General features: G+C 70.7%; 16 protein-coding genes. 2 read left to right on the top strand and 14 right to left on the bottom strand.

Annotated features, from left to right (window positions below; translation table 11 throughout):
- Positions 1 to 44: 44 nt before the first annotated feature.
- The 7 genes from rox to OG452_RS20460 all read right to left on the bottom strand — a co-directional run bounded on the left by rox (position 45) and on the right by OG452_RS20460 (position 8248).
- A complete protein-coding gene (gene rox / locus OG452_RS20490; protein ID WP_327297036.1) occupies positions 45 to 1502 on the bottom strand; it encodes a rifampin monooxygenase in 1458 nt (485 codons plus the stop codon).
- 425 nt (positions 1503 to 1927) lie between these two features.
- Positions 1928 to 4522 (bottom strand): bifunctional FO biosynthesis protein CofGH, encoded by a 2595-nt coding sequence (locus tag OG452_RS20485; protein WP_327297035.1) that lies wholly within the window; start codon positions 4520 to 4522, stop codon positions 1928 to 1930.
- Between the two features lie 399 nt (positions 4523 to 4921).
- Entirely contained in the window at positions 4922 to 5875 is a 954-nt protein-coding gene (locus OG452_RS20480; RefSeq protein WP_327297034.1) for an ATP-dependent DNA ligase, read from the bottom strand.
- An 84-nt stretch (positions 5876 to 5959) separates the two neighbouring features.
- Complete coding sequence (locus OG452_RS20475; protein WP_327297033.1) at positions 5960 to 6097, bottom strand: hypothetical protein; 138 nt, start codon at positions 6095 to 6097, stop codon at positions 5960 to 5962.
- A 150-nt stretch (positions 6098 to 6247) separates the two neighbouring features.
- Entirely contained in the window at positions 6248 to 6898 is a 651-nt protein-coding gene (locus OG452_RS20470) for a TetR/AcrR family transcriptional regulator (protein WP_327297032.1), read from the bottom strand.
- A 161-nt stretch (positions 6899 to 7059) separates the two neighbouring features.
- Positions 7060 to 7326 (bottom strand): hypothetical protein, encoded by a 267-nt coding sequence (locus OG452_RS20465; RefSeq protein ID WP_327297031.1) that lies wholly within the window; start codon positions 7324 to 7326, stop codon positions 7060 to 7062.
- Between the two features lie 88 nt (positions 7327 to 7414).
- Positions 7415 to 8248 (bottom strand): LLM class F420-dependent oxidoreductase, encoded by an 834-nt coding sequence (locus OG452_RS20460; protein ID WP_327297030.1) that lies wholly within the window; start codon positions 8246 to 8248, stop codon positions 7415 to 7417.
- A gap of 187 nt (positions 8249 to 8435) precedes the next feature.
- Between OG452_RS20460 and OG452_RS20455 the strand changes: the two genes are divergently transcribed.
- Entirely contained in the window at positions 8436 to 9992 is a 1557-nt protein-coding gene (locus OG452_RS20455) for a CehA/McbA family metallohydrolase (protein WP_327297029.1), read from the top strand.
- A gap of 57 nt (positions 9993 to 10049) precedes the next feature.
- On the opposite strand, the gene OG452_RS20450 is transcribed toward OG452_RS20455, so the two are convergent.
- Entirely contained in the window at positions 10050 to 10592 is a 543-nt protein-coding gene (locus OG452_RS20450) for a hypothetical protein (protein ID WP_327297028.1), read from the bottom strand.
- 209 nt (positions 10593 to 10801) lie between these two features.
- On the opposite strand from OG452_RS20450, the gene OG452_RS20445 reads away from it, so the two are divergent.
- Positions 10802 to 12070, top strand: a complete 1269-nt coding sequence (locus tag OG452_RS20445) for an XRE family transcriptional regulator (protein WP_327297027.1) — start codon at positions 10802 to 10804, stop codon at positions 12068 to 12070.
- A 170-nt stretch (positions 12071 to 12240) separates the two neighbouring features.
- Here the strand turns inward: OG452_RS20445 and OG452_RS20440 are convergent, their stop codons facing one another.
- The 6 genes from OG452_RS20440 to OG452_RS20415 form a co-directional block, all read right to left on the bottom strand.
- A complete protein-coding gene (locus OG452_RS20440) occupies positions 12241 to 13704 on the bottom strand; it encodes an aldehyde dehydrogenase family protein (protein ID WP_327297026.1) in 1464 nt (487 codons plus the stop codon).
- 20 nt (positions 13705 to 13724) lie between these two features.
- Positions 13725 to 15464 carry an N-acyl-D-amino-acid deacylase family protein gene (locus OG452_RS20435; RefSeq protein WP_327297025.1) on the bottom strand — a complete coding sequence of 580 codons (1740 nt, stop codon included), beginning with the start codon at positions 15462 to 15464 and terminating at the stop codon, positions 13725 to 13727.
- A 345-nt stretch (positions 15465 to 15809) separates the two neighbouring features.
- Positions 15810 to 16934: an LLM class flavin-dependent oxidoreductase gene (locus tag OG452_RS20430; RefSeq protein ID WP_327297024.1), complete on the bottom strand. Its 1125-nt coding sequence runs from the start codon at positions 16932 to 16934 to the stop codon at positions 15810 to 15812.
- Between the two features lie 170 nt (positions 16935 to 17104).
- Positions 17105 to 17887 (bottom strand): SDR family NAD(P)-dependent oxidoreductase, encoded by a 783-nt coding sequence (locus OG452_RS20425; protein ID WP_327297023.1) that lies wholly within the window; start codon positions 17885 to 17887, stop codon positions 17105 to 17107.
- Positions 17888 to 17949: 62 nt separating this feature from the next.
- The gene (locus OG452_RS20420; RefSeq protein WP_327297022.1) at positions 17950 to 18897 is read right to left on the bottom strand and encodes an LLM class F420-dependent oxidoreductase; all 948 of its coding nucleotides are present in this window, start codon (positions 18895 to 18897) and stop codon (positions 17950 to 17952) included.
- 85 nt (positions 18898 to 18982) lie between these two features.
- On the bottom strand, positions 18983 to 20200 hold the full coding sequence (locus OG452_RS20415) for an amidohydrolase family protein (RefSeq protein WP_327297021.1): 1218 nt from the start codon (positions 20198 to 20200) through the stop codon (positions 18983 to 18985).
- Between the last annotated feature and the right edge of the window lie 56 nt (positions 20201 to 20256).

Here is a 20256-nt window from a genome sequence, read left to right as displayed (position 1 = left end):
AAACCCCCGCCGGATCGCCTTCGTGAGGTTCGCCCGCCGACCGCTCAGCGCGCCGCAGCGCCGAACCACTTCGGCAGCGCGCTGAGCAGTTCCTGCTGGTCCTCGCCGACCCACGCCACATGGCCGTCCGGCCGCAGCAGCACGGCAGGCGCGTCCAGTTCCTCGCTGACGTCGGCGACATGGTCGACCCGGTCCGTAAAGCCCTCAACCGAGAGCCGGCCGGTCTGGTCCAGCAGCAGGCCGCGGCCCGCGTGCATCAGCCCGTACAGCCGGCCGCCCTTCAACTGCACGTCGCGCAGGCGGCGGCCGAGGAGCTCGTGGCCCTCGCCGAAGTCGTAACGGATCGCTGTCGCGATGAGTTTCTCGGTCAGGAGCCGGTTGACGTCGTCGAAGTCCATCAGTTCCGACACCAGTCGGCGCACCGCCTGGGCGCCCGGCTCAGTGGACATCAGCTCCATCTGGGCGCGGGTGTTGTCCAGTACGTCGGCCGCCACCGGACGCCGTTCGGCCTGGTAGCTGTCGAGCAGCCCATCCGGCGCCCAGCCGTTGATCTCGGCTGCCAGCTTCCAGCCGAGGTTGAACGCGTCCTGGATACCGAGGTTGAGGCCCTGCCCGCCGGTCGGCGGGTGGATGTGCGCCGCGTCCCCGGCCAGCAGCACGCGGCCGGTCCGGAAGCGATCGGCAAGCCGGGTGGCGTCGCCGAAACGGGAGAGCCAGCGCGGCGAGTGCGCGCCGAAGTCGGTGCCCGCGACGGCCCGCAGCTGCTGCTTGAACTCGTCGAGAGTCGGCGGGGTACGGTCCTCGGCCAGCCCATCGGCGGGCACGACGACGCGGTACACCCCGTCCTCGACCGGCCCCAGACCGAACCGGAGCTGGGTCTTGCGGACCTCGGCCATCACGGCGTCCACCGTCTCCTGCGGAGCGGTCACCTCCATCTCGCCGAGCAGCGTCTCGACCCTGGTGGGCTCACCGGGGAAACCGATGCCGAGCAATTTACGCACCGTGCTGCGGCCGCCGTCGCAGCCCACCACATAGCGCGCACGCAGCTGTGTGCCTCCCCCGGCGGCTACGCCCCCACTGCCCAGCTCGACGGTCACGCCCTCCCCATCCCCGTCTTCGGACTGGCTCAGCCCGACCACCTCGCAGCCGCGCCGGACCTCGGCGCCGAGCTCGGTGGCGTGCTCGGCCAGCAGGCGGTCGGTGATGGGCTGCGGGATGCCGAGGACAAACCCGTGGGCGGTGTCCAGCCGGCTGGGGGCCGGCTTGCGAATGGCGGCGAAGAAGCCGCCGAGCGGGTACTTCTTGCCCTCCGCGAGGAACCGCTCCAGCAGGCCGCGCTGATCCATCACCTCGATGCTGCGCGCGTGCAGGCCGAGTGAGCGGACATATCTGGCCGGCTCCGGCTCCTTCTCCAGCACGAGCACCTGTACGCCGTGCAGCCGCAACTCGGCGGCGAGCATCATGCCGGTCGGTCCACCACCGGCGACGATCACATCGATCATCAGAACCCCCAATTTCGCGCACACTGAATTCCTTGAAGCCGGATCCCCGGGTTCTGGCTTCGAGCGGCGATTCTCCGTCATGACCGGGGCCTTGCCGCAAGGCCCCCTGTGCGCTATACGTTAAGAAGGGCAAGGAGTGCGCATTCCTCCTCCCCCTCATCCCCCCTTCCTCTCCTGGCGTCGCGGGCGACCACGGACGCCCCGGACGCGAGAGCGACTACCCGCCGGGCAGTCCGACCGTCGACATCGCATCGACTCACCCGGAATGCTGGGCTTCCACTGAGCGCCGACGCCCCGTCACCCTCGCTCCCCACGCGGACCATCGATCACCGCGGGGACCGAGTGCCCGGGGTGACCCTGCTCGGCGACGCCTTCGTCGCCCGGGACGAGCAGGGCCGATGAGCCACTGAGGCGTGGCCCGCGCCTCAGTCCAGCACCGGCAGCAGCTCCGGGAGGTGCCCGTCCGAGGCGCGGGCCGCCTGCATGCGTTCCTCCGGCACCGGCCCGTACAGCGTGTTCCGGGCGCGGGCCGGGCGGCCCGCCAGGTCGGCGATGGCGATGAGGTCCTGGATCGAGCGGTACGAACCGTAACTGGAGCCCGCCATACGGGAGATGGTCTCCTCCATCAGCGTGCCGCCCAGGTCGTTCGCACCGGAGCGCAGCATCTCGGCCGCCCCCTCCGCACCCAGTTTCACCCAGCTGGTCTGGATGTTGGGGATGTACGGGTGGAGCAGCAGCCGGGCCATCGCCGTGACCGCGCGGTTGTCGCGGGCCGTCGGGCCCGGGCGGGCGATTCCGGCCAGGTACACCGGGGCGTTGGTGTGGATGAAGGGCAGCGTCACGAACTCCGTGAAGCCCTCGACCCCCTTGGCCAGCGCGGTCCGCTGGATCTCCGCCAGAGTGCGGAAGTGGCCGAGCCAGTGCCGGGGCTGGTCGACATGGCCGTACATCATCGTGGACGAGGAGCGGATGCCCAGTTCGTGGGCGGTCGTGATGACCTCGATCCAGGTCGCCGTCGGCAGCTTGCCCTTGGTGAGGACCCAGCGGACCTCGTCGTCCAGGATCTCCGCCGCCGTGCCGGGGATCGAGCCGAGGCCGGCCTCCTTCGCGGCGGTGAGCCACTCGCGGATGGACAGGCCGGTCCGGGTCGCGCCGTTCACCACCTCCATCGGGGAGAACGCGTGCACATGCATCCCCGGGACGCGCTCGCGCACGGCCCGCGCGATGTCGAAGTACGCCGTGCCGGGCAGGTCCGGGTGGATGCCGCCCTGCATACAGACCTCGACCGCCCCGACGTCCCATGCCTGAGCGGCACGGTCGGCGACCTGGTCCAGCGAGAGCGTGTACGCGTCGGCGTCCGTGCGCCGCTGGGCGAAGGCGCAGAAGCGGCAGCCCGTGTAGCAGACGTTGGTGAAGTTGATGTTCCTGGTGACGATGTACGTGACGTCGTCACCGACCACGTCCCGTCGCAGGTCGTCGGCGATCCCGGTGAGCGCGTCCAGTGCCGGGCCGTCCGCGTGCAGCAGGGCGAGCGCCTCGTCGTCGGTGAGCCGCGTCGGGTCCGCGGCCGCCTGGTCGAGTGCCTGCTTGACGTCGGTGTCGATACGGGACGGGACCATGCCGGGGGCCGCCTGCTCGCGCAGGGCGTCCCAGTCCCCGTACACCTCGTCGAAGTCGTCCCTGCGGTCGGACGTGCGGCCCTCGGTGTCGATGGTGGTGTGCAGGTCGGTGCGGCCGGTGGCGGTGAAGCCCTCGTCGGGCTCCTGCCAGGGCAGCCCCGACGGCTTGGCGCCCTCGCGGGCCAGACCGGTCTCAGGGTCGGCGAGCGCCCGCACGTGCGGCACGAGCCGGGGGTCGAGCCAGGGTTCGCCGCGCTGGATGAACTCCGGGTAGATCGTGAGCCGCTCACGCAGCTGGAAGCCCGCTCCCGCGGTCCGTTCGGCCAGCTCGTCGATGTGCGGCCAGGGGCGCTCGGGATTGACGTGGTCGGGCGTCAGCGGGGACACCCCGCCCCAGTCGTCGATCCCGGCACCGATGAGCAGCGCGTACTCGGCGTCGACCAGGTTCGGCGGGGCCTGGATGCGGGCGGACGGGCCGAGGAGGTGCCGGGCCACCGCGATGGCGGCGGCCAGCTCCTCCAGCTCGGCGTCGGGCATCGCGCGCATCGCCGTGTCGGGCTTGGCGCGGAAGTTCTGGACGATGACTTCCTGGATACCGTGGTAGGAGCGGGCGACCCGGCGCAGCTCGAAGAAGGCGTCGGCGCGCTCCTCGTACGACTCGCCGATCCCGATCAGTACCCCAGTCGTGAAGGGGACGTTGGAGCGTCCGGCGTCCTCCAGGACGCGCAGGCGTACGGCGGGCTCCTTGTCGGGCGAGCCGTGGTGCGGGCCGCCCGGCTCGCTCCACAGCCGGGTCGCCGTGGTCTCCAGCATCATGCCCATCGAGGGGGCGACCGGCTTGAGCCGCTGGAGGTCGGTCCAGGACATGACGCCCGGGTTGAGGTGCGGCAGCAGGCCGGTCTCCTCCAGGACCCGGATGGCCATGGCGCGTACGTAGGCCAGGGTGTCGTCGTACCCTTCGGCCTCCAGCCACTCACGCGCCTCGGGCCAGCGCTCCTCCGGCCGGTCGCCGAGGGTGAACAGGGCTTCCTTGCAGCCGAGCTCGGCGCCCTGGCGGGCGATCTCCAGCACCTCGTCGGGCGACAGGTACATGCCGTGGCCCGCGCGCCTGAGCTTGCCGGGCACGGTCACGAACGTGCAGTAGTGGCACTTGTCCCGGCAGAGCCGGGTCAGCGGGATGAACACCTTGCGGGAGTACGTGATGACTCCGGGCCGCCCGGCCGCCTCCAGACCGGCGTCCCGCACGCGCGCCGCCGATGCGGCGAGGTCGCGCAGGTCGTCGCCGCGCGCCTGGAGGAGGACGGCAGCCTCGGCCGCGTCGATGGCCACACCGTCCCTGGCCCGCCTGAGCGCGCGGCGCATGGCATTTGCGGTGGGTGCTGCGGGCTGCGGATCAGTCATGGACCGAGCATACGAGCGCGATTTCGCACTGTCTGCGGCGCCCGGCAAGCGGTGACGTGCTGTTATGCCAGGTGACCCACGGGGGCCACGGCGGCGGCCGGACCGCACGGCCGACCGCACGGGCCGCCAACTCCTCACGGGCTCCCGTTAATTCGAGTGATCAGCAGCAGACGGCCCCTGTACGGTGAGGGCACTTCATGCACCTCCCGGTGCGCAGGCCGTGGTTACTTCTTTGGGTGAAATGCCTTCGGGCATGCGGGCTCGATACCCGCAGAACCACAGCCCCGGTTCCGGCACACGTTCGGCGGCCTCACCGGCCAGGCGTTCCGCACGATCCCGCTCATCGAGTCGGGGCGCGACGCCAAGTGGCCCTGGGAGTAGGGGCGCCCGTTCCTTCGGCTACTCCCCGGCGATCCCCCGCACCCCCTTCCACGAAGGCTGCCGGAGAATCCCGTCGCGGGTCAGCTCCGCGTACCGCACCTCGCCCTCCAGGAGGGGCAGCACCCAGTGGACCCCTGCCAGTGACTGGGGCTGGGGCTGGGGTGCACCCGCCGCGAAGGGCGAGGTGTCGGCGGCGGCGGCCGTGAGGAGCGGCAGCAGGAAGCGACGTTGGTCGGTGGACAGGCCGGATCCGACGGCGCCGGCGTAGCGCAGGCCGCCGGGTCCGGGCATACCGACGAGCAGGGAGCGGGGCTCACCGCGGGTATCGGCCAGCCAGCCGCCGATCACGACGTCGGCCGATGGACGGAACTTCACCTTGATCCAGTCCGGGGACCGGCGGCCGGGCTGATAGCGGGAGGTCAGTCGCTTGAGGATGACGCCTTCCAGCTGCTGGTCACGGGTCCAGCGGATCCCGGCCGACGCGTTGTCCAGCCACGCGGGCGGTACGGCGACCGTGCCGTCGGCGGGGAGGTCGAGGCTCTCCAGCAGCCGGCGGCGTTCCAGGTACGGGAGGCCGGTCACCGGCGTGCCGTGGTGAACCAGGACGTCGAAGAGCATGAGAGTGACGGGGGTCTGTACGCGTGCGGCCCGGATCCGCGCCGGTCCGGCGAGCGTCATCCGCTGGTGGAGCCTGCTGAAGGACGGCAGACCCGCCGGGTCCAGGGCGACGACTTCCCCGTCCAGGACCACGGGCGCGTCGGCCACGAGCCCGGCCAGCGACGCGATTTCCGGGTATCGGGCGGTGGCGTCCGCCCCTGAGCGGGCCCGCACCGCCACCTCGCCGCGTACGTCGACGTGTGTGATGAGGCGCATCCCGTCCCACTTGACCTCCGCCGCCCAGCCGCTGAGGTCGCTGGGCACCGGGGCCTCGCCCGCCAGCATCGGAGCAAGCCTGCCTGGCTGGTCAGCCACTGTGGATCCCGGCAGTACGGCGTGTACCGGCCCGGCGGGTCACCCCGGCGGGGGTCACCCGGGCGCCGGTCACCCCGGAGCGGGTCACCCGGGCGCCGGCCACAGATCGGGACCGCCGCCGTGCCACTCGATGAGCGACGTGGTCGGGATCTCCGCTTCGTCGATGCCCTCCAGCCCGGCCACGCGCAGCAGGTCGGCTACATCCCTCCGACTGTGGGCCACGCCGAGGGTCTCCGTACCGGCTCGCACGCGACGCCCGCCTGACGGGTCCGGCGGGTAGACAATGACCGGCATCTTCATAGCTCCAGCGTGCTCCTGCTCCGCCGTTCCGGCACCCCGGGAGGGCGGCGCCCTCGCGGGGGCGCGGCATCGTCAGCGCTGCGCCAGCAGGTCGCGCAGTTCGGCGGCGAAGAGCTGCTCGGGGTCGATTCCCATCCCGGTGAAGTGGCCGGCGAGTTCCAGCGACAGGATGCCGTGCAGCCGGGTCCAGACGGCCAGGGCCCGGCGGAGGGCCGCAGGCGGGGCGGGGTGGCCGTGCGCCCACTCCCGGTGGTCTTCGAGGTGGGTCTCGAACGGCGTCGGCGGGTTGCCGGAGGGCAGCGCGGCGCAGGCGTCGAGCAGGGTCGCCATGATCTCGGAGGCGATGGCGGTGATGTCGTCGGGCGCGTGGTAGCCCGGGACGGGGGTGCCGTACACGAGGAAGTAGCGGTGCGGGTCGTCCAGGGCCCAGGCGCGCATCGCGTGCGCCGCCGCGGCGAGGTCCGGCTCGGTCTCGGAAGCGGCACGGACAGTGTCCGCGAGGCTCCGGTACGCCTCCCTGACCAGCTCGGTGATCAGCTCGTCGCGGCCGGCGAAGTACCGGTAGAGCGCGGGTCCGCTCATGCCCATCTGCTTGGCGATCGCGTTGAGCGAGAGCGCGGACGTCCCCGCCGTGGCGATCTGCTCCCAGGCGTGCTGCTTGACCTCCGCGCGGACCTGGGCGCGGTAGCGCTCGCGCGGGGTCGTCGGGTCCGGTACCGCCACCGGCCTGCCACCTCTCGTACCTTTGCGCACCTTTACGACTACAGCCGCACGGTCGGTTAGAGGCTATCAGGAAGGTTATCCACGCTCTCGTTCCTCTCGACGCCCTCGCCGCTTTCGACGCTTTCGACAGAAACAGCTCGGACGCCTCGGGAAGCAGCAGCTCAGACGCCCTCGAACTTCATCGACACAGCACCCTGGGGCGTCCGGCGGCAGACCGAGACCTTGCCCCAGACCTCGCCCTTCGGCTCCTGCAGAAGCGTGAGCGGCACCGGCTCCGCGGGGAGATCCAGGTCGTCGTCGGAGACGATCTGCGTGCGCAGGACGCCCGAGCAGCCGTGCGCGGAGAAGGCGAGCGTGGCCGCCACAGGCAGGAGGTGGCTGTGGACGACCAGTACCGCCTGTCCGCTGTACTTCGGTTCGTGGAGCACACCCACCAGCTTCCGCCCGGCCGCCCGCCACCGCACGTCGGAGAACCCGTCGGCCCCTCCCCGTACGCGCATCCGCCACGGAGGGCGCTCAGGTGGCCAGATACGGGGCGTACTCGTCCAGCACCTTCAGTATCGACGCCTCGTCCGCAGAGGGCAGTTGGAGCACGGCCTCCTCGATGCCCAGCTCCGCGTAGTGCGCCAGTTTCCCGGGGGTCGGCAGCACGGCGTACGGGACGACGTGGAGCGACGCCGGGTCGCGGCCCGCGTCCTGCCAGACCTGACGCAGTACGGGCATCGACTCACCGAGCCCCCGGCCTCCGATCGGCATCCAGCCGTCCGCGTACTCCGCGATGTACCCGAAGAGCTTCGGCCCGGCGGCCCCGCCGATCAGGGTGCGCACACTGCCACCCCGCGGTTTCGGATGGGCCTCGCTGGCCCGTACGGAGCCGAACTCACCCTCGTACGAGGTCGGTTCGGCCGCCCAGAGGGCGCGCATCAGTGCCACCCGGTCCCTGCCCTGCTCGCGGCGGCGCGTCCACTCCACCCCGTGGTCGGCGGCCTCCTCCTTGTTCCAGCCGAAGCCGAGACCGAGCGTGAAGCGGCTGCCCGAGAGATGGTCGAGGGTCGCGATCTGCTTGGCCAGGCCGATCGGGTCGTGCTGGGCGATGAGCGTGACGCCCGTGCCAAGGGCAAGGGTCTCCGTCACCGCGGCGGCCTGCCCCAGCGCGACGAACGGGTCGAGCGTCCTGCCGTACTCGGCGGGCAGTTCACCTCCCATCGGCCACGGGGTGGACCGCTCGACCGGGATGTGCGTGTGCTCGGGCAGATAGAGACCGGCGAACCCGCGCTGCTCCAGCTCCCGTGCCAGCCGTACAGGGGTGACGGTCCGGTCGGTCAGAAAGATCGTGGTGCTCAGCCGCATGACATCCGCCCTCATTCGCGCTCGTGTATCCGTGCCGTGGCCGCAGAGGTTATGGCGTACAGGGCGAGAATCCGAGCGCCGTGTCACGGTCTCCGGCCCGCCCCCTTCCCTTCTCGCCCGGTTCACGGCTGAATACCAGGGTTCAGCTGCACCCCTCGTGTCCCCCACGACCCCTGGAGCCGTTGGCATGAACCCTGGAGACCCGACCCCCGGCGAGCTGGGCCGGCGCGGACTGCTGGTGACGGGAGCAGCCGCCGCGCTTACGTTGGGAAGCGTGAGCTTCGCGAGCGCGGCGGACGGCGGTGGCGGCGCACCGCAGGGCGGCAGCCGGGGCGGCGCGGCACCGGCAGGAGGCACACCCCCGGACCGGACGAGGACCGTGCGCGGCACTCTGCCGCCCGGCTCGCCGGACTACGTCTATCTGCCGGTGGACGTTCCGGAAGGGGTCTGCGAGCTGGTGGTCTCGTACACGTACGAGAAGCCGGCCGTGCCCGCGGGGACCCAGGGCAACGCCCTGGACATCGGTGTCTTCGACGAGCGCGGTACCGACCTGGGCGGGGCGGGGTTCCGCGGCTGGTCGGGCGGCGCGCGCAGCGAGTTCTTCATCCGCGGGGACGCGGCGACCCCCGGTTATCTGCCGGGCCCGGTACGCGCGGGACGGTGGAACATCGCGCTCGGCCCGTACACCACGGCCCCCGACGGACTCCCGTACACCGTCACCATCACCCTGCGCTTCGGGCCGACGCCCGAGACGCCGAACCCGGTGTATCCGCCGGTACGCGCGAAGGGGCGCGGGCGCGCCTGGTACCGGGGCGACTGCCACATCCACTCCGTGCACTCGGACGGCAGGCGCACCCCGGCCGAGATCGCCGCACTGGCCCGGGCGGCGGGGCTGGACTTCATCAACACCAGTGAGCACAACACGAGTTCAGGGCACCGCGCGTGGGACGGGCTGTGGGGCGACGAGCTGCTCATCCTGACCGGCGAGGAGATCACCACCCGCAACGGCCATGTGCTGGGCATCTCCACCGACCACGGCACCTGGGTGGACTGGCGCTACCGCGCCCGGGACAACCGCTTCGGCCACTACGCCCGCGAGATCCGCCGCGCGGGCGGCCTGGTCGTCCCGGCCCACCCGCACGCGACCTGCATCGGCTGCAACTGGAAGTTCGGCTTCGGCGAGGCGGACGCGGTGGAGGTGTGGAACGGCCCCTACACCCCGGACGACGAGGTGTCCGTGGCGGACTGGGACAACACCCTGGTCAGCGGCGCGGGCTGGACCCCGGCGATGGGCAACAGCGACGCCCACAAGGACCCCGACCGGATCGGCACCCCGCAGACGGTCGTGCTGGCGGACGACCTCAGCAGGGACGCCGTCCTGGCGGGCATCCGCGCGGGTCGCTCGTACATCACCGAGTCCTCGGCGATCTCACTCACTTTCGGCGCCACGGGCGGCCGCGCGGCCCACGCGGGCATCGGCGACCGCCTCCGGGTGGCCGCCGACACCCCGGTCACGGTCCGCCTCGATGTCACCGGCGCCCCCGGCTGCACGGCGAACTTCGTCACGGACCAGGGCACGCTGTACACGACACCGCTGCCCAAGTCGGGTGCGGGCACGGTGGAATGGCGCACGACACCGGCGTACGCCACCTATGTACGCGCGGAGATCCGGCACGCCCCGGCGGCGGCCGGGCTGCCGGGGGCGCTGGCCGCGCTGACCAATCCGGTGTTTCTGGGGAGGTGAGGGCGAGGAGTGCGTGACCGCCGGGGCAAGCAGCGGTTCGCGTGCCCCCGCACAGCCTCACGGTGCAGCCTCCATCACCTCGCGTGCCCGCCGGGCGAACTTCTCCCGGCTCACCTCCACCGCGTCCACTGCGCGTTCGAGGCCGGTGCGGTAGTCGTCGTCCGGCAAATCTCCCTGAAGAACCCGCTCAAGGTAGGTCCGCAGGGACCGCACGTCCGACCACACGTTCACGGCCGCCACGGCCACGGCCTCCGGCCCCATGAGGTCGAGCCGTGCCTGTGACTTGTAGAGGGTGTGCACCGCGGTGCCGAGTTCCTCGACGGCCTCGCGCAGCGCGGGTGCCGGTGGCGGGCTGTCCCGGACGGTGGCCGGTACGCCGTCCTGGTGGGCGATGCGGTGCAGTACGGCGTCGACCGGCTCCGCGGCCTCAATGAAGGCGAGGTACACCTCGCGGCGTTCGCTCCTCAGCTCCCGGCCGTGCTCGGCCGTTCCTTGGTCGCGCGCCAGACGCCGGGCCGCCGTGGATGTCAGCCACGCGGTGCACAATGTGCCGAGTACGCCCACCCCCGCCCCGGCGAGGGCTGCCCATGCCTGATCCATGCGCCCATCCTTCTGCGGTCGGCCCCCGCACGAGTCCGTTTCCGCGGATCCGGCGGCCTCCCGGGGCGTGTCCGTCGGAACGATCCCGGTTCACGGAGCCGGAGGACGAACGAGAGGATTCAGAGTGTCGGACCGCGGGCCTAGACTCGGAAGAGTCGTCCGCACGTCACCCCGAGGGCGACCACGGGCCATGCTTGGAGGGCGAGCAGGTGACCGCGACCTCATCACACCCGTCGGGCGATCCGGCGGATGACCCGGCAGAGCGGTTCGCCTCGGAGTTACGGGCCCTGCGCCACTCGGCAGGTGGCCCGGCCTACCGTCAGATGTCCGCGCGTACGGGCCAGTCGTCCAGTGCATTGTCAGCAGCCGCCCAGGGCGGGCAACTGCCTCCCCTGGACGTGGCCCTGGCCTACGCCGAGGCCTGCGACGGGGACCGGGCGGAGTGGGAACGGCGGTGGCGGGCGGCGAGGGCCGAGGTCGTCATGACGCCCACATCAGCGACGGCACCGGCGCCGCCGTCGACATCGCCGACGGCGGCGCCGGGTCGTCGGTGGGCTGTCGGCGCTGCTGTCGGCGCCGGCGTGCTCGTATTGGCAGTCGTCGGCGGCGTACTCGCGAGTCGGCCGGGGCACAAGCCGCCACCCTCGGACGTGGCCGCGGCCTCCCGCTTCTTCACCGGGGACGACGTCTTCAACCAGCGGCATCCGCGGTCTCATCCGGCGCCCAAATCCGCCGAGTTGGTCGATGATCTGCTCACCCCGGGCCGGGCGCAGTTGTCCACCGGCACCGCCGGCCTTCCGGTGTACCGGGCCACTTCCACCACCCCGACCTTCACGGTCACCCCGCGCGAGCACATCGGTAGCTGGGGGCCCGACCCGTTCAAAGGCGTCGCTTTCCCCTGGGACACGTCGTGGAAGGCGCCGAAGCGCGAATGGACGGTGGTGATCACACCGGACGGGCGGGCATTGGAATGCTGGCGGATCAAGGTGCAGGGCGGCAGGCCGAGCTGTGAGTGGGGTGCCGTGTCCGACACCCGCCGTGCGTCGGGCGTCAGGAAGGGCCAGGCCACCGGCAGCGGCCTGTCGCGGCTCGCGGGAATGATCACCCGCGCGGACTGGAAGGCCGGCCGTATCGATCACGCCCTGAGCTTCGGCGCCCCTGACAACAACGGCCAGTACGTCTTCCCGGCCGTGGGGAGCGACGGCCGGAGGAAAGGCCGTTGGCGCGAGGGGCAGTTCATCTGGCTCGATCCCGCGTACGACATCGACGCCGACACCACGCTCAAGCCGTACGAGCGGATGGTCGCGAAAGCACTGCAGGAGTACGGCGCTTTCGACGTCAAAAACGCCGATACGTTCAGCTTCATGTCCGAGTACGGATCGAAGCCGCCGGGCGACTCCACTGGCACGTACGCACCCCTCACCGGCATCAAGTTCGCGAAGTACCTGCGGGTCGGCATGGTCTCACCCGCGTCGTAGGAGGTGGCATCGCCCACAGGATCGGGCCGAGCGCTCGATTGCACGGTCTTGACGAGGTGTCCTGGTCCGCGTATGCATCGACCTCGTCAGCCTTCTTGCCACTGTCAGGACAGCCGGCGGTATCACCGCCCACCCCCGGCCCTGTGGGCCGGGGGAGGGCCGGCCCCCCCCTACCCCGGCCAGACGATCGACTGGAGTTCGCTGTACGCGTGCAGGGCGTACGAGCCGACGTCCCGGCCCACTCCGCTCTGCTTGAAACCACCGAACGGCGCCTCCATGTTCCGGCCGATGGTGTTCACCCCCACGCCCCCGGCCCGCAGTTGCGCCGCCACCCGGAACGCCCGTGCCACGTCGCCGGACCAGACGTAGTCGAGCAGGCCGTAGTCGCTGTCGTTGGCCAGCGCGATGCCCTCCTCCTCGTCGTCGAAGGGGACGACCACGACGACCGGGCCGAAGATCTCCTCGCGGACGACGCGCATGTCGTTGGTGCAGTCGGCCAGCAGCGTGGGCGCAGTGTAGAAGCCCTTCTCGAACGTCGGCCGTTCGCCGCCCGCGACGACCGTCGCGCCCTCCTTGCGGCCGAGTTCCACGTACGACTCGATCCGGTCCCGGTGGGCCGCCGAGATCACCGGTCCGACCACGGTGCCCCGCTCGCCCGGGTCGCCCACCTTCAAGTGCGCCATGTAGGCGGAAAGTTGCGAGACCAGGCGATCGTGGATTCCGCGCTGGGCCAGTACCCGAGTGGGCGCCGTGCAGATCTGGCCGCTGTAGAAGGAGAAGGTCGTGCCGATCCCGGACACCGCCGCTTCCAGGTCCGCGTCGTCGAAGACCAGCGCCGCTCCCTTGCCGCCCAGCTCCATCAGCTGCCGCTTCATACCGCGGCCGCAGACCTCGGCGATGCGCCTGCCCACCACCGTGGAGCCGGTGAAGCTGACCATGTCGACGTCCGGTGAGTCGACGGCCGCCTCGCCCACCTCCGTACCCGTCCCGCTCACCACGTTCACCACGCCGCGCGGCACGCCGGCCTCGGCCAGCGCCTCCGCCATCCGGAAGACGGAGAGGGGGTCCTGCGGGGCCGGTTTGACGACCACGGTGTTGCCCATGGCGAGTGCGGGCGCGATCTTGCCCGCCGGGTTGGCCCAGGGGTTGTTGTACGAGGTGATGCAGGTGACCACGCCCACCGGCCGACGGGCGGCGAGCGCCCCGAAGACGCCCGCCCTGCCCATCGGGCCCGCCTCGTTGATCTGCGGTGGCAGGCCCTGCTCGACCGGTTCCAGGGCGCCCTTCGCATAACGCCGGAAACGTGCCACCCCCACACCGACCTGCATACCGCGCGCGGTCCCCGTGGTGGCGCCGCTCTCCGCCTGGGCGAGCGCCGCGTACGGTAGGAACTCCCGCTGCATGATGTCGGCGGCCCGGCCGAGGATCGCGGAGCGCTCCTCCGGCGCCGTCCGCGACCAGCCCGCGAAGGCCGCGCGGGCGGCGGCGGCCGCCGCGTACACCTGCTCGCGGCTCGCTTCGGGCGCGGGCCCCACGCTCTCCTCGGTGGCCGGGTTGATCACGTCGTAGTGCCCGCCGTCCGGCACGACCCACTCGCCGTCGATGAACAGCCCCTGCTCCTGACGTGCGTTCACCCGCTGCTCCTGCCCTGCGTTCAACGGGTCGCCACCGTCCTGGTGTCGCGGCCGGACCGCAGCACTGTGCCCGGCACCGCGCCGGTGATCTTGTCGTCCCGGATGGTCTCGACACCGTTGACCCGTACCGACACGATGCCGATCGCCCGTGAGTCGAGGCGGGGGCTGTCGCCGGGCAGGTCGTGCACGAGCGTCGCCGGGCCCGCCGCGATCCGCTCCGGGTCGAACAGCACCAGGTCGGCGTGGAAACCCTCCTCGATCCGGCCGCGCTCGCGCAGCCCGAAGAGCTGGGCGGGGTCGTCGGTCAGCATCTTCACCGCCGCTTCGAGGCCGACCAGCTTGCGGCCGCGCAGGCAGTCGCCGATGAAGCGCGTCGTGTACGGGGCCCCGCACATCCGGTCCAGGTGCGCGCCCGCGTCGGAGCCGCCCAGCATGACGTCCTCGTGCTCCCAGGTCTTGCGCCGCAGCTCCCAGGAGTCCGGGTCGTTGTCGGACGGCATCGGCCAGAGCACGGTGCGCAGCTCGTCGTTGGCGCAGATCTCCACCAGGCAGTGGAACGGCTCCTGCCCGCGCTCGGCCGCGATGTCCTTCACCACCCGGCCGCTGAGCCCCTCGTTGGCCTCGGAGTAGGTGTCGCCGATGACGTACCGCCCGAAGTTGGCCAGCCGCCGGAAGACGCCCGCCTCCTTGCTGTTGGCGTGCCGCAGCATCTCCGCCCGTACGTCGGGGTCGCGCAGTTTCGCGATCCGCTCGGGCACCGGGAGCCCCAGGATGTCGCCCCAGCCGGGTATCAGGTTCAGCGCGCAGAACGTGCCGAGCGACATGTTCATCGGGGTCAGGATGGGCATCGTGAGGGCGACGATCCGGCCGCCCGCCTCGCGCGCGCGATCGCTGGCGCTGAGCTGGCGCGGTACGCGTTCGGGCACGGCGGCGTCGATGGTCAGGACGTTCCAGTTGAGCGGGCGGCCCGCTGCCGCGCTCATCCCTACGAAGAGGTCGACCTCCTCGTCGCTGAACTGATCGAGGCAGCCGGCCACGATCGCCTCGATCTGGGTGCCCTCGTGCTCACCGACCGCCTTGGACAGAGCGAGCAGTTCGGCCGGGCCGGCGTGCCGGGAGGCGACGGGTTCGCCGTCGCCGTCGGAGTGGGTGGACGACTGGGTGGTGGAGAACCCCCAGGCGCCCGCCTCCATCGCCTCGTGGAAGATCCGCAGCATCTCGGCGAGCTGTTCCTCGGTGGGCTGTCCCCCGATCGCGTCCGCGCCCATCACGTGCCGGCGCAGGGCGCAGTGGCCCACCATGAAGCCCGCGTTGACGGCCGTACGGCCGTCCAGAGCGTCCAGGTACTCGGCGAAGGTCGACCAGTTCCAGGGGGCGCCCTCTTCGAGCGCGACCAGCGACATGCCCTCGACCTTGGACATCATGCGACGGGTGTAGTCGGCGTCTCCCGGGTGGTCCGGATTGAGCGGGGCGAGGGTGAAGCCGCAGTTGCCGCCCGCGACGGTGGTCACGCCGTGGTTCATGGAGGGGGTGGCGTACGGGTCCCAGAAGAGCTGTGCGTCGTAGTGGGTGTGCGGGTCGACGAAGCCGGGGGCGAGCACGAGGCCCGTCGCGTCCTCGGTGGTCGCGGCGGGTTCGGTGACGGTGCCGGGCTTCGCGATGACGGCTATGCGGCCGGCTCGGATGCCGAGGTCCGCGACGTACGAGGGGGCACCGGTGCCGTCCACGACTGTCGCTCCGCGGATGAGGTGGTCGAGCATGTGGTCTGGTCCCTTCTCTTCTGTGGCTTCCGGGTCTTCTGGGCGAGCGGGGGGGCGGCGACCGGGGGCGACCGGGGGAACGGTCACTCGTTCCGTCCTCAATCGCCGGACGGGCTTGAAATGACCGCCGGCAGGGTGAGGCAGACCGGATGCGACCCCGGCACGGAGCGCCGGTTCCGCCCTCAAACGCCGGACGGGCTTGAAGTGACGGGCCGGGCGGGCTGGAAATGGCGCATGGCTCCGGCCGGTGTGTACGGGAAGGCCGCTCCCCCGTACACACCGGCCGGAACCGGACGGCAGCCGTCCGGGATGGAGCCGCCGTCCGCCCCGAGGTGACGGTCCGGCCTACGCGCCGGCCTGCCGGAAACGGGTCGTCCGGTGGACCGGGTCCGTGTCGATCTGCGGGATGACGTGTTCACCGATGAGCTTGATCGTGTTGAGCGTGTCCTCCGGCGAGATCCCGATCGGCAGCCCGAACGACAGCTGGTCCGCCCCCGCCTGCTCCCACCGCTTGCACTGCTGGAGCACCTCGCCGGGGTCACCGCAGATCATCAGCTCCTCCGCGATGAGCAGCTCGATGATCTCCGTGCTGTACTCGGGCAGCAGCTCGGGCCACTCGGGTATGCCCTCGGGCCTGGGGAACGTGTCGTGGTAGCGGAACAGCAGCGACTGCAGGTAGTTGAGGCCGCCGCTGACAGCGATCTCGACCGCCTTGTCGTGGGTCTCGGCGCAGATCGCGGTCGAGGTCACCATGACGTTGTCGTTGACGAAGGCGCCGATCGGCTCGGCCTCCTTCACCGCGTTCTTGTACGACTCGACGACCCACTCCATGTCCGAGACCTTCTGGACGCTGAACCCCAGCACCCCGAGGCCCTTCTTGCCGGCCATGGCGTACGAGGAGGGGGACCCGGCCGCGTACCACATGCCCGGGTGCGACTTCCCGTACGGCTTCGGCAGGATCTTGCGCGGCGGCAGGGACCAGTGCTTGCCCTGGAAGCCGACGTACTCGTCCTGGAGCCACATCTTGGGAAACTCGCCGATGGTCTCTTCCCAGATCTCCTTGGTGTGGTTCATGTCCGTGATGCCCGGCATGAATCCGAGGATCTCGTGACTGCCCGCACCGCGCCCCGAGCCGAACTCGAAGCGGCCCTCCGAGAGGTGGTCCATCATGGCCACCTTCTCGGCGACCTTGACGGGGTGGTTGACCGGTGCCAGCGGGTTGAAGATGCCGGATCCGAGGTGGATGCGGTCGGTCGCGTGCGCGAGGTAGCCGAGGAACACGTCGTTGGCGGAGAGGTGCGAGTACTCCTCCAGGAAGTGGTGCTCGGAGGCCCAGGCGTACTTGAAGTTGGACTTGTCCGCCTGGATGACGTACTCGGTCTCTTCCATCAGCGCCTTGTGCTCGGCCTCGGGATCGGCCTGGGCGCGCTTCTTCGGTACGTATCCCTGCACAAAGAGCCCGAATTCCAAAGGGGTTCACCGTCCCTAGGTCTTGCCGCTTTTCTGACACATCGTCAGATTGCGGTGAAGTCGACTGTGGCACCGCACGCGAGGAGCGTCAATACCTGACGGCCAGTCAGGTAGGCGGAGCGCGCGGGTGTGTACGTCAGAAGATGCCGTACGTCAGAAGATGCCGTACGTCAGAAGATGCTGACCCCGGCCAGCCAGCCGCCGTCGATGACGAACGGCTGCCCGGTGATGTACGAGGAGTCCTCGCCCGAGAGGAAGAGCGCCAGCCTGGCCACCTCCTCGGGCCTGCCCACCCGCCCCAGCGGCACGAGCTTCCGGTAGAGCTCGTCCAGGGCCGCCGACGACTCCGCCGGATCCGCGTCCGGGTCGAGCTGGGCGGGGTTGCTCATAGGGGTGTCGATGGCGCCCGGACACATCGCGTTGACCCGGATGCCCTTCGCCGCCAGCTCCATCGCGGCCACCCTGGTCAGCCCGACGATCGCGGCCTTGGTCGCCGCGTACGAGCCGACGAACGCCATCCCGGTCAGCGCGGTGTACGAGGCGGTGTTGACGATGGTCCCGCCGCCCGCCGCCCCGATCTCCGGCGCGACCGTCCGGATGCCGAGGAAGGCACCGACCTGGTTGACCTGCACGACCTGCTGGAACTCGTCGAGCGGAGTTGTCACCAGCTCGTTGAAGCGCAGGATCCCGGCGTTGTTGACCAGCCCGTCGATCTTTCCGAACGTCTCCTTGGCCGCCTCCACGGCGGCATTCCAGTCCGCCTCCTGGGTCACGTCGAGCCGTACGTACGCGGCGGACTCCCCCAGCTCCTTGGCGAGCGCCGACCCCTGCTCGTCCAGCACATCGCCGAGCAGGACCTTCGCCCCTTCGGCCACGAAGAGCCGCGCCTCCTGTTCACCCTGTCCGCGTGCCGCGCCGGTGATGACGAAGACCCGCCCGTCGAGCTTGCCCATACCGCTCTCCCTGCTGATTGAGGTGCGGACCACTGACTGCTGACTGAAGTGCGGACTGCTGATCACTGGTTGAGGTGCGGAGCGACATCGGCGGCGAAGGCCGCCATCTGGTCGGTGAGTTCGGTGCGGCTCCGGCTGCGGAACCGCACCTGGATCTGGTCCACGCCCATCGCCGCGTACTCCCGCAGCGACTCGGCGATGGCGTCGGGCTTGCCGGTGAGGGTCCTGCGGCCGACCGGCCGGCCGGGTTCCCCCACGTACAGCGGCTCGGTGATGGCACCGATCTCGATCGGGTCCGTCACCCCGGCCGCCTCCCTGAGCGTGCGCAGCCGGGCGATCTGCGCGGGCAGCCGGTCCCGCGGGTCGCCCTGCGGCAGCCATCCGTCGGCCCGCTCGGCGGCCCGGCGCACGGCGGCAGGCGACGATCCGCCGACCCAGACGGGTACCTGGCGCTGAGCCGGTCTGGGCAGCTGGGCCAGTCCGCCGAAGTCGAAGAGCTCACCGTGGTGTTCGGGGTACTCGTCGGGCCCGAGTGCGGCCCGGAGCGCGTCGATGGACTCGTTCAGTACGGGTCCGCGCCCCGCGAAGTCGGCCCCGACGGCCTCGAACTCCTCCGGCACGTGCCCCGCCCCGACCCCGAGGATCAGCCGCCCGCCGCTGAGGTGGTCAAGGGTCGCGTACTGCTTGGCGGTGAGCAGCGGGTGCCGCAGCCCGAGGACGGCGACATGGCTCATCAGCCGTACCCGCCGGGTGATCCCGGCCAGGAAGCCGAGGGTGGCGACCGGGTCGTACCAGACGGTGCCCATGGCCTCGGCGAGCCGCCGCGGGATGGCCACGTGGTCGCAACCCGCGATGTACGCGAAGCCGGTGCGGTCGGCGGTGCGGGCGATCTCCGCGAGGTCGTGCGGGGTGGCGGCGGCCTCCCACGCCTCCGCGTAGATGGTGCTCTGGGACTGGATGGGCAACTGCATCCCGTAGACGAGCTGCCCTTCGGGAAAGACCCTTGGCATGGGTGGGACTCCTCCTGTGCGCCCTGCGAAAAGCGGCAAGAAATAACGTGACCTCGCACACTGCGGTGGCGACGAGCGGGCCCGGTCACCCCGCCCAGAGGCCGTCCTCGGTGAGGCCGAGGAGCTCGATCGCGTTGCCGCGCACGATGCGGTCCACCACGTCCGGGGCCAGGTGCCCCATCTGGGCCTCGCCGACCTCACGGGACTTGGGCCAGGTGGAGTCGGAGTGCGGGTAGTCCGTCTCGTACAGCACGTTCCCCACCCCGATCGAGTCGAGGTTCTTGAGCCCGAAGGCGTCGTCGAAGAAGCAGCCGTACACATGCTCGGTGAACAGCTCGGACGGCGGCCGGTGGACCTTGTCCGCCACTCCGCCCCAGCCGCGGTTCTCCTCCCAGACCACGTCGGCGCGTTCCAGGATGTACGGGATCCAGCCGATCTGGCCCTCCGCGTACATGATCTTCAGGTTCGGGAAACGCTCGAACTTGCCGCTCATCAGCCAGTCGACCATCGAGAAGCAGCAGTTGGCGAAGGTGATCGTGGAGCCGACCGCCGGCGGCGCGTCGGCCGATGTGGACGGCATCTTCGACGACGAACCGATGTGCATCCCGATCACCGTGCCGGTCTCGTCGCACGCGGCGAGGAACGGGTCCCAGTCGTCGGTGTGGATGGACGACAGCCCCAGGAACGGGGGTATCTCCGAGAACGCGACCGCGCGCACCCCGCGTGCGGCGTTGCGCCTGACTTCGTCCGCCGCGAGCCGCGCGTCCCACAGCGGGACGATCGGCAGCGGGATGAGGCGGCCGTGCGCCTCGGGGCCGCACCACTCCTCCACCATCCAGTCGTTGTACGCGCGGACGCCGAGCAGGGCCAGTTCGCGGTCCTTCGCCTCGGTGAAGGTCTGGCCGCAGAACCGCGGGAAGGTCGGGAAGCAGAGTGCGGACTGGACGTGGTTGACGTCCATGTCGGCGAGGCGGTCGGGCACCGAGAAGGAGCCGGGCCGCATCTGTTCGTAGGTGATGACTTCGAGTTTGATGTCGTCCCTGTCGTAGCCGACCGACGTGTCGAGACGGGTCAGCGGCCGGTGCAGATCCTCGTAGATCCACCAGTCGCCGATCGGCCCGTCGTCGCCCTTGGCGCCCATGACGGGGGCGAACTTCCCACCCATGAAGGACATTTCCTTCAGGGGCGCACGGACGATGCGTGGACCGATGTCCCGGTATTTGGACGGGAGCCGGTCCTGCCAGACGCCGGGAGGTTCCACGGTGTGGTCGTCCACCGAGATGATCTTCGGGAAAGTCTCCATGCTCTCCACCGTAGCGCCGATCTGACGAGCCGTCAGCTAGTGTTGCGGCTCTCGCT

This window comes from Streptomyces sp. NBC_01197 (assembly GCF_036010505.1).
Classification (GTDB): domain Bacteria; phylum Actinomycetota; class Actinomycetes; order Streptomycetales; family Streptomycetaceae; genus Streptomyces.
The sequence above is the reverse complement of the archived record's forward strand: the minus strand, read 5'-3'. Positions and strand labels throughout refer to the sequence as shown.

What these genes read in the sequence shown, in the direction of transcription:
- rox (WP_327297036.1), bottom strand. Translation starts at nt 1,502, where the DNA reads ATGATCGATGTGATCGTCGCCGGTGGTGGACCGACCGGCATGATGCTC.
- OG452_RS20485 (WP_327297035.1), bottom strand. Translation starts at nt 4,522, where the DNA reads ATGACTGATCCGCAGCCCGCAGCACCCACCGCAAATGCCATGCGCCGC.
- OG452_RS20460 (WP_327297030.1), bottom strand. Translation starts at nt 8,248, where the DNA reads ATGCGGCTGAGCACCACGATCTTTCTGACCGACCGGACCGTCACCCCT.
- OG452_RS20455 (WP_327297029.1), top strand. Translation starts at nt 8,436, where the DNA reads ATGAACCCTGGAGACCCGACCCCCGGCGAGCTGGGCCGGCGCGGACTG.
- OG452_RS20450 (WP_327297028.1), bottom strand. Translation starts at nt 10,592, where the DNA reads ATGGATCAGGCATGGGCAGCCCTCGCCGGGGCGGGGGTGGGCGTACTC.
- OG452_RS20435 (WP_327297025.1), bottom strand. Translation starts at nt 15,464, where the DNA reads ATGCTCGACCACCTCATCCGCGGAGCGACAGTCGTGGACGGCACCGGT.
- OG452_RS20425 (WP_327297023.1), bottom strand. Translation starts at nt 17,887, where the DNA reads ATGGGCAAGCTCGACGGGCGGGTCTTCGTCATCACCGGCGCGGCACGC.
- OG452_RS20420 (WP_327297022.1), bottom strand. Translation starts at nt 18,897, where the DNA reads ATGCCAAGGGTCTTTCCCGAAGGGCAGCTCGTCTACGGGATGCAGTTG.
- OG452_RS20415 (WP_327297021.1), bottom strand. Translation starts at nt 20,200, where the DNA reads ATGGAGACTTTCCCGAAGATCATCTCGGTGGACGACCACACCGTGGAA.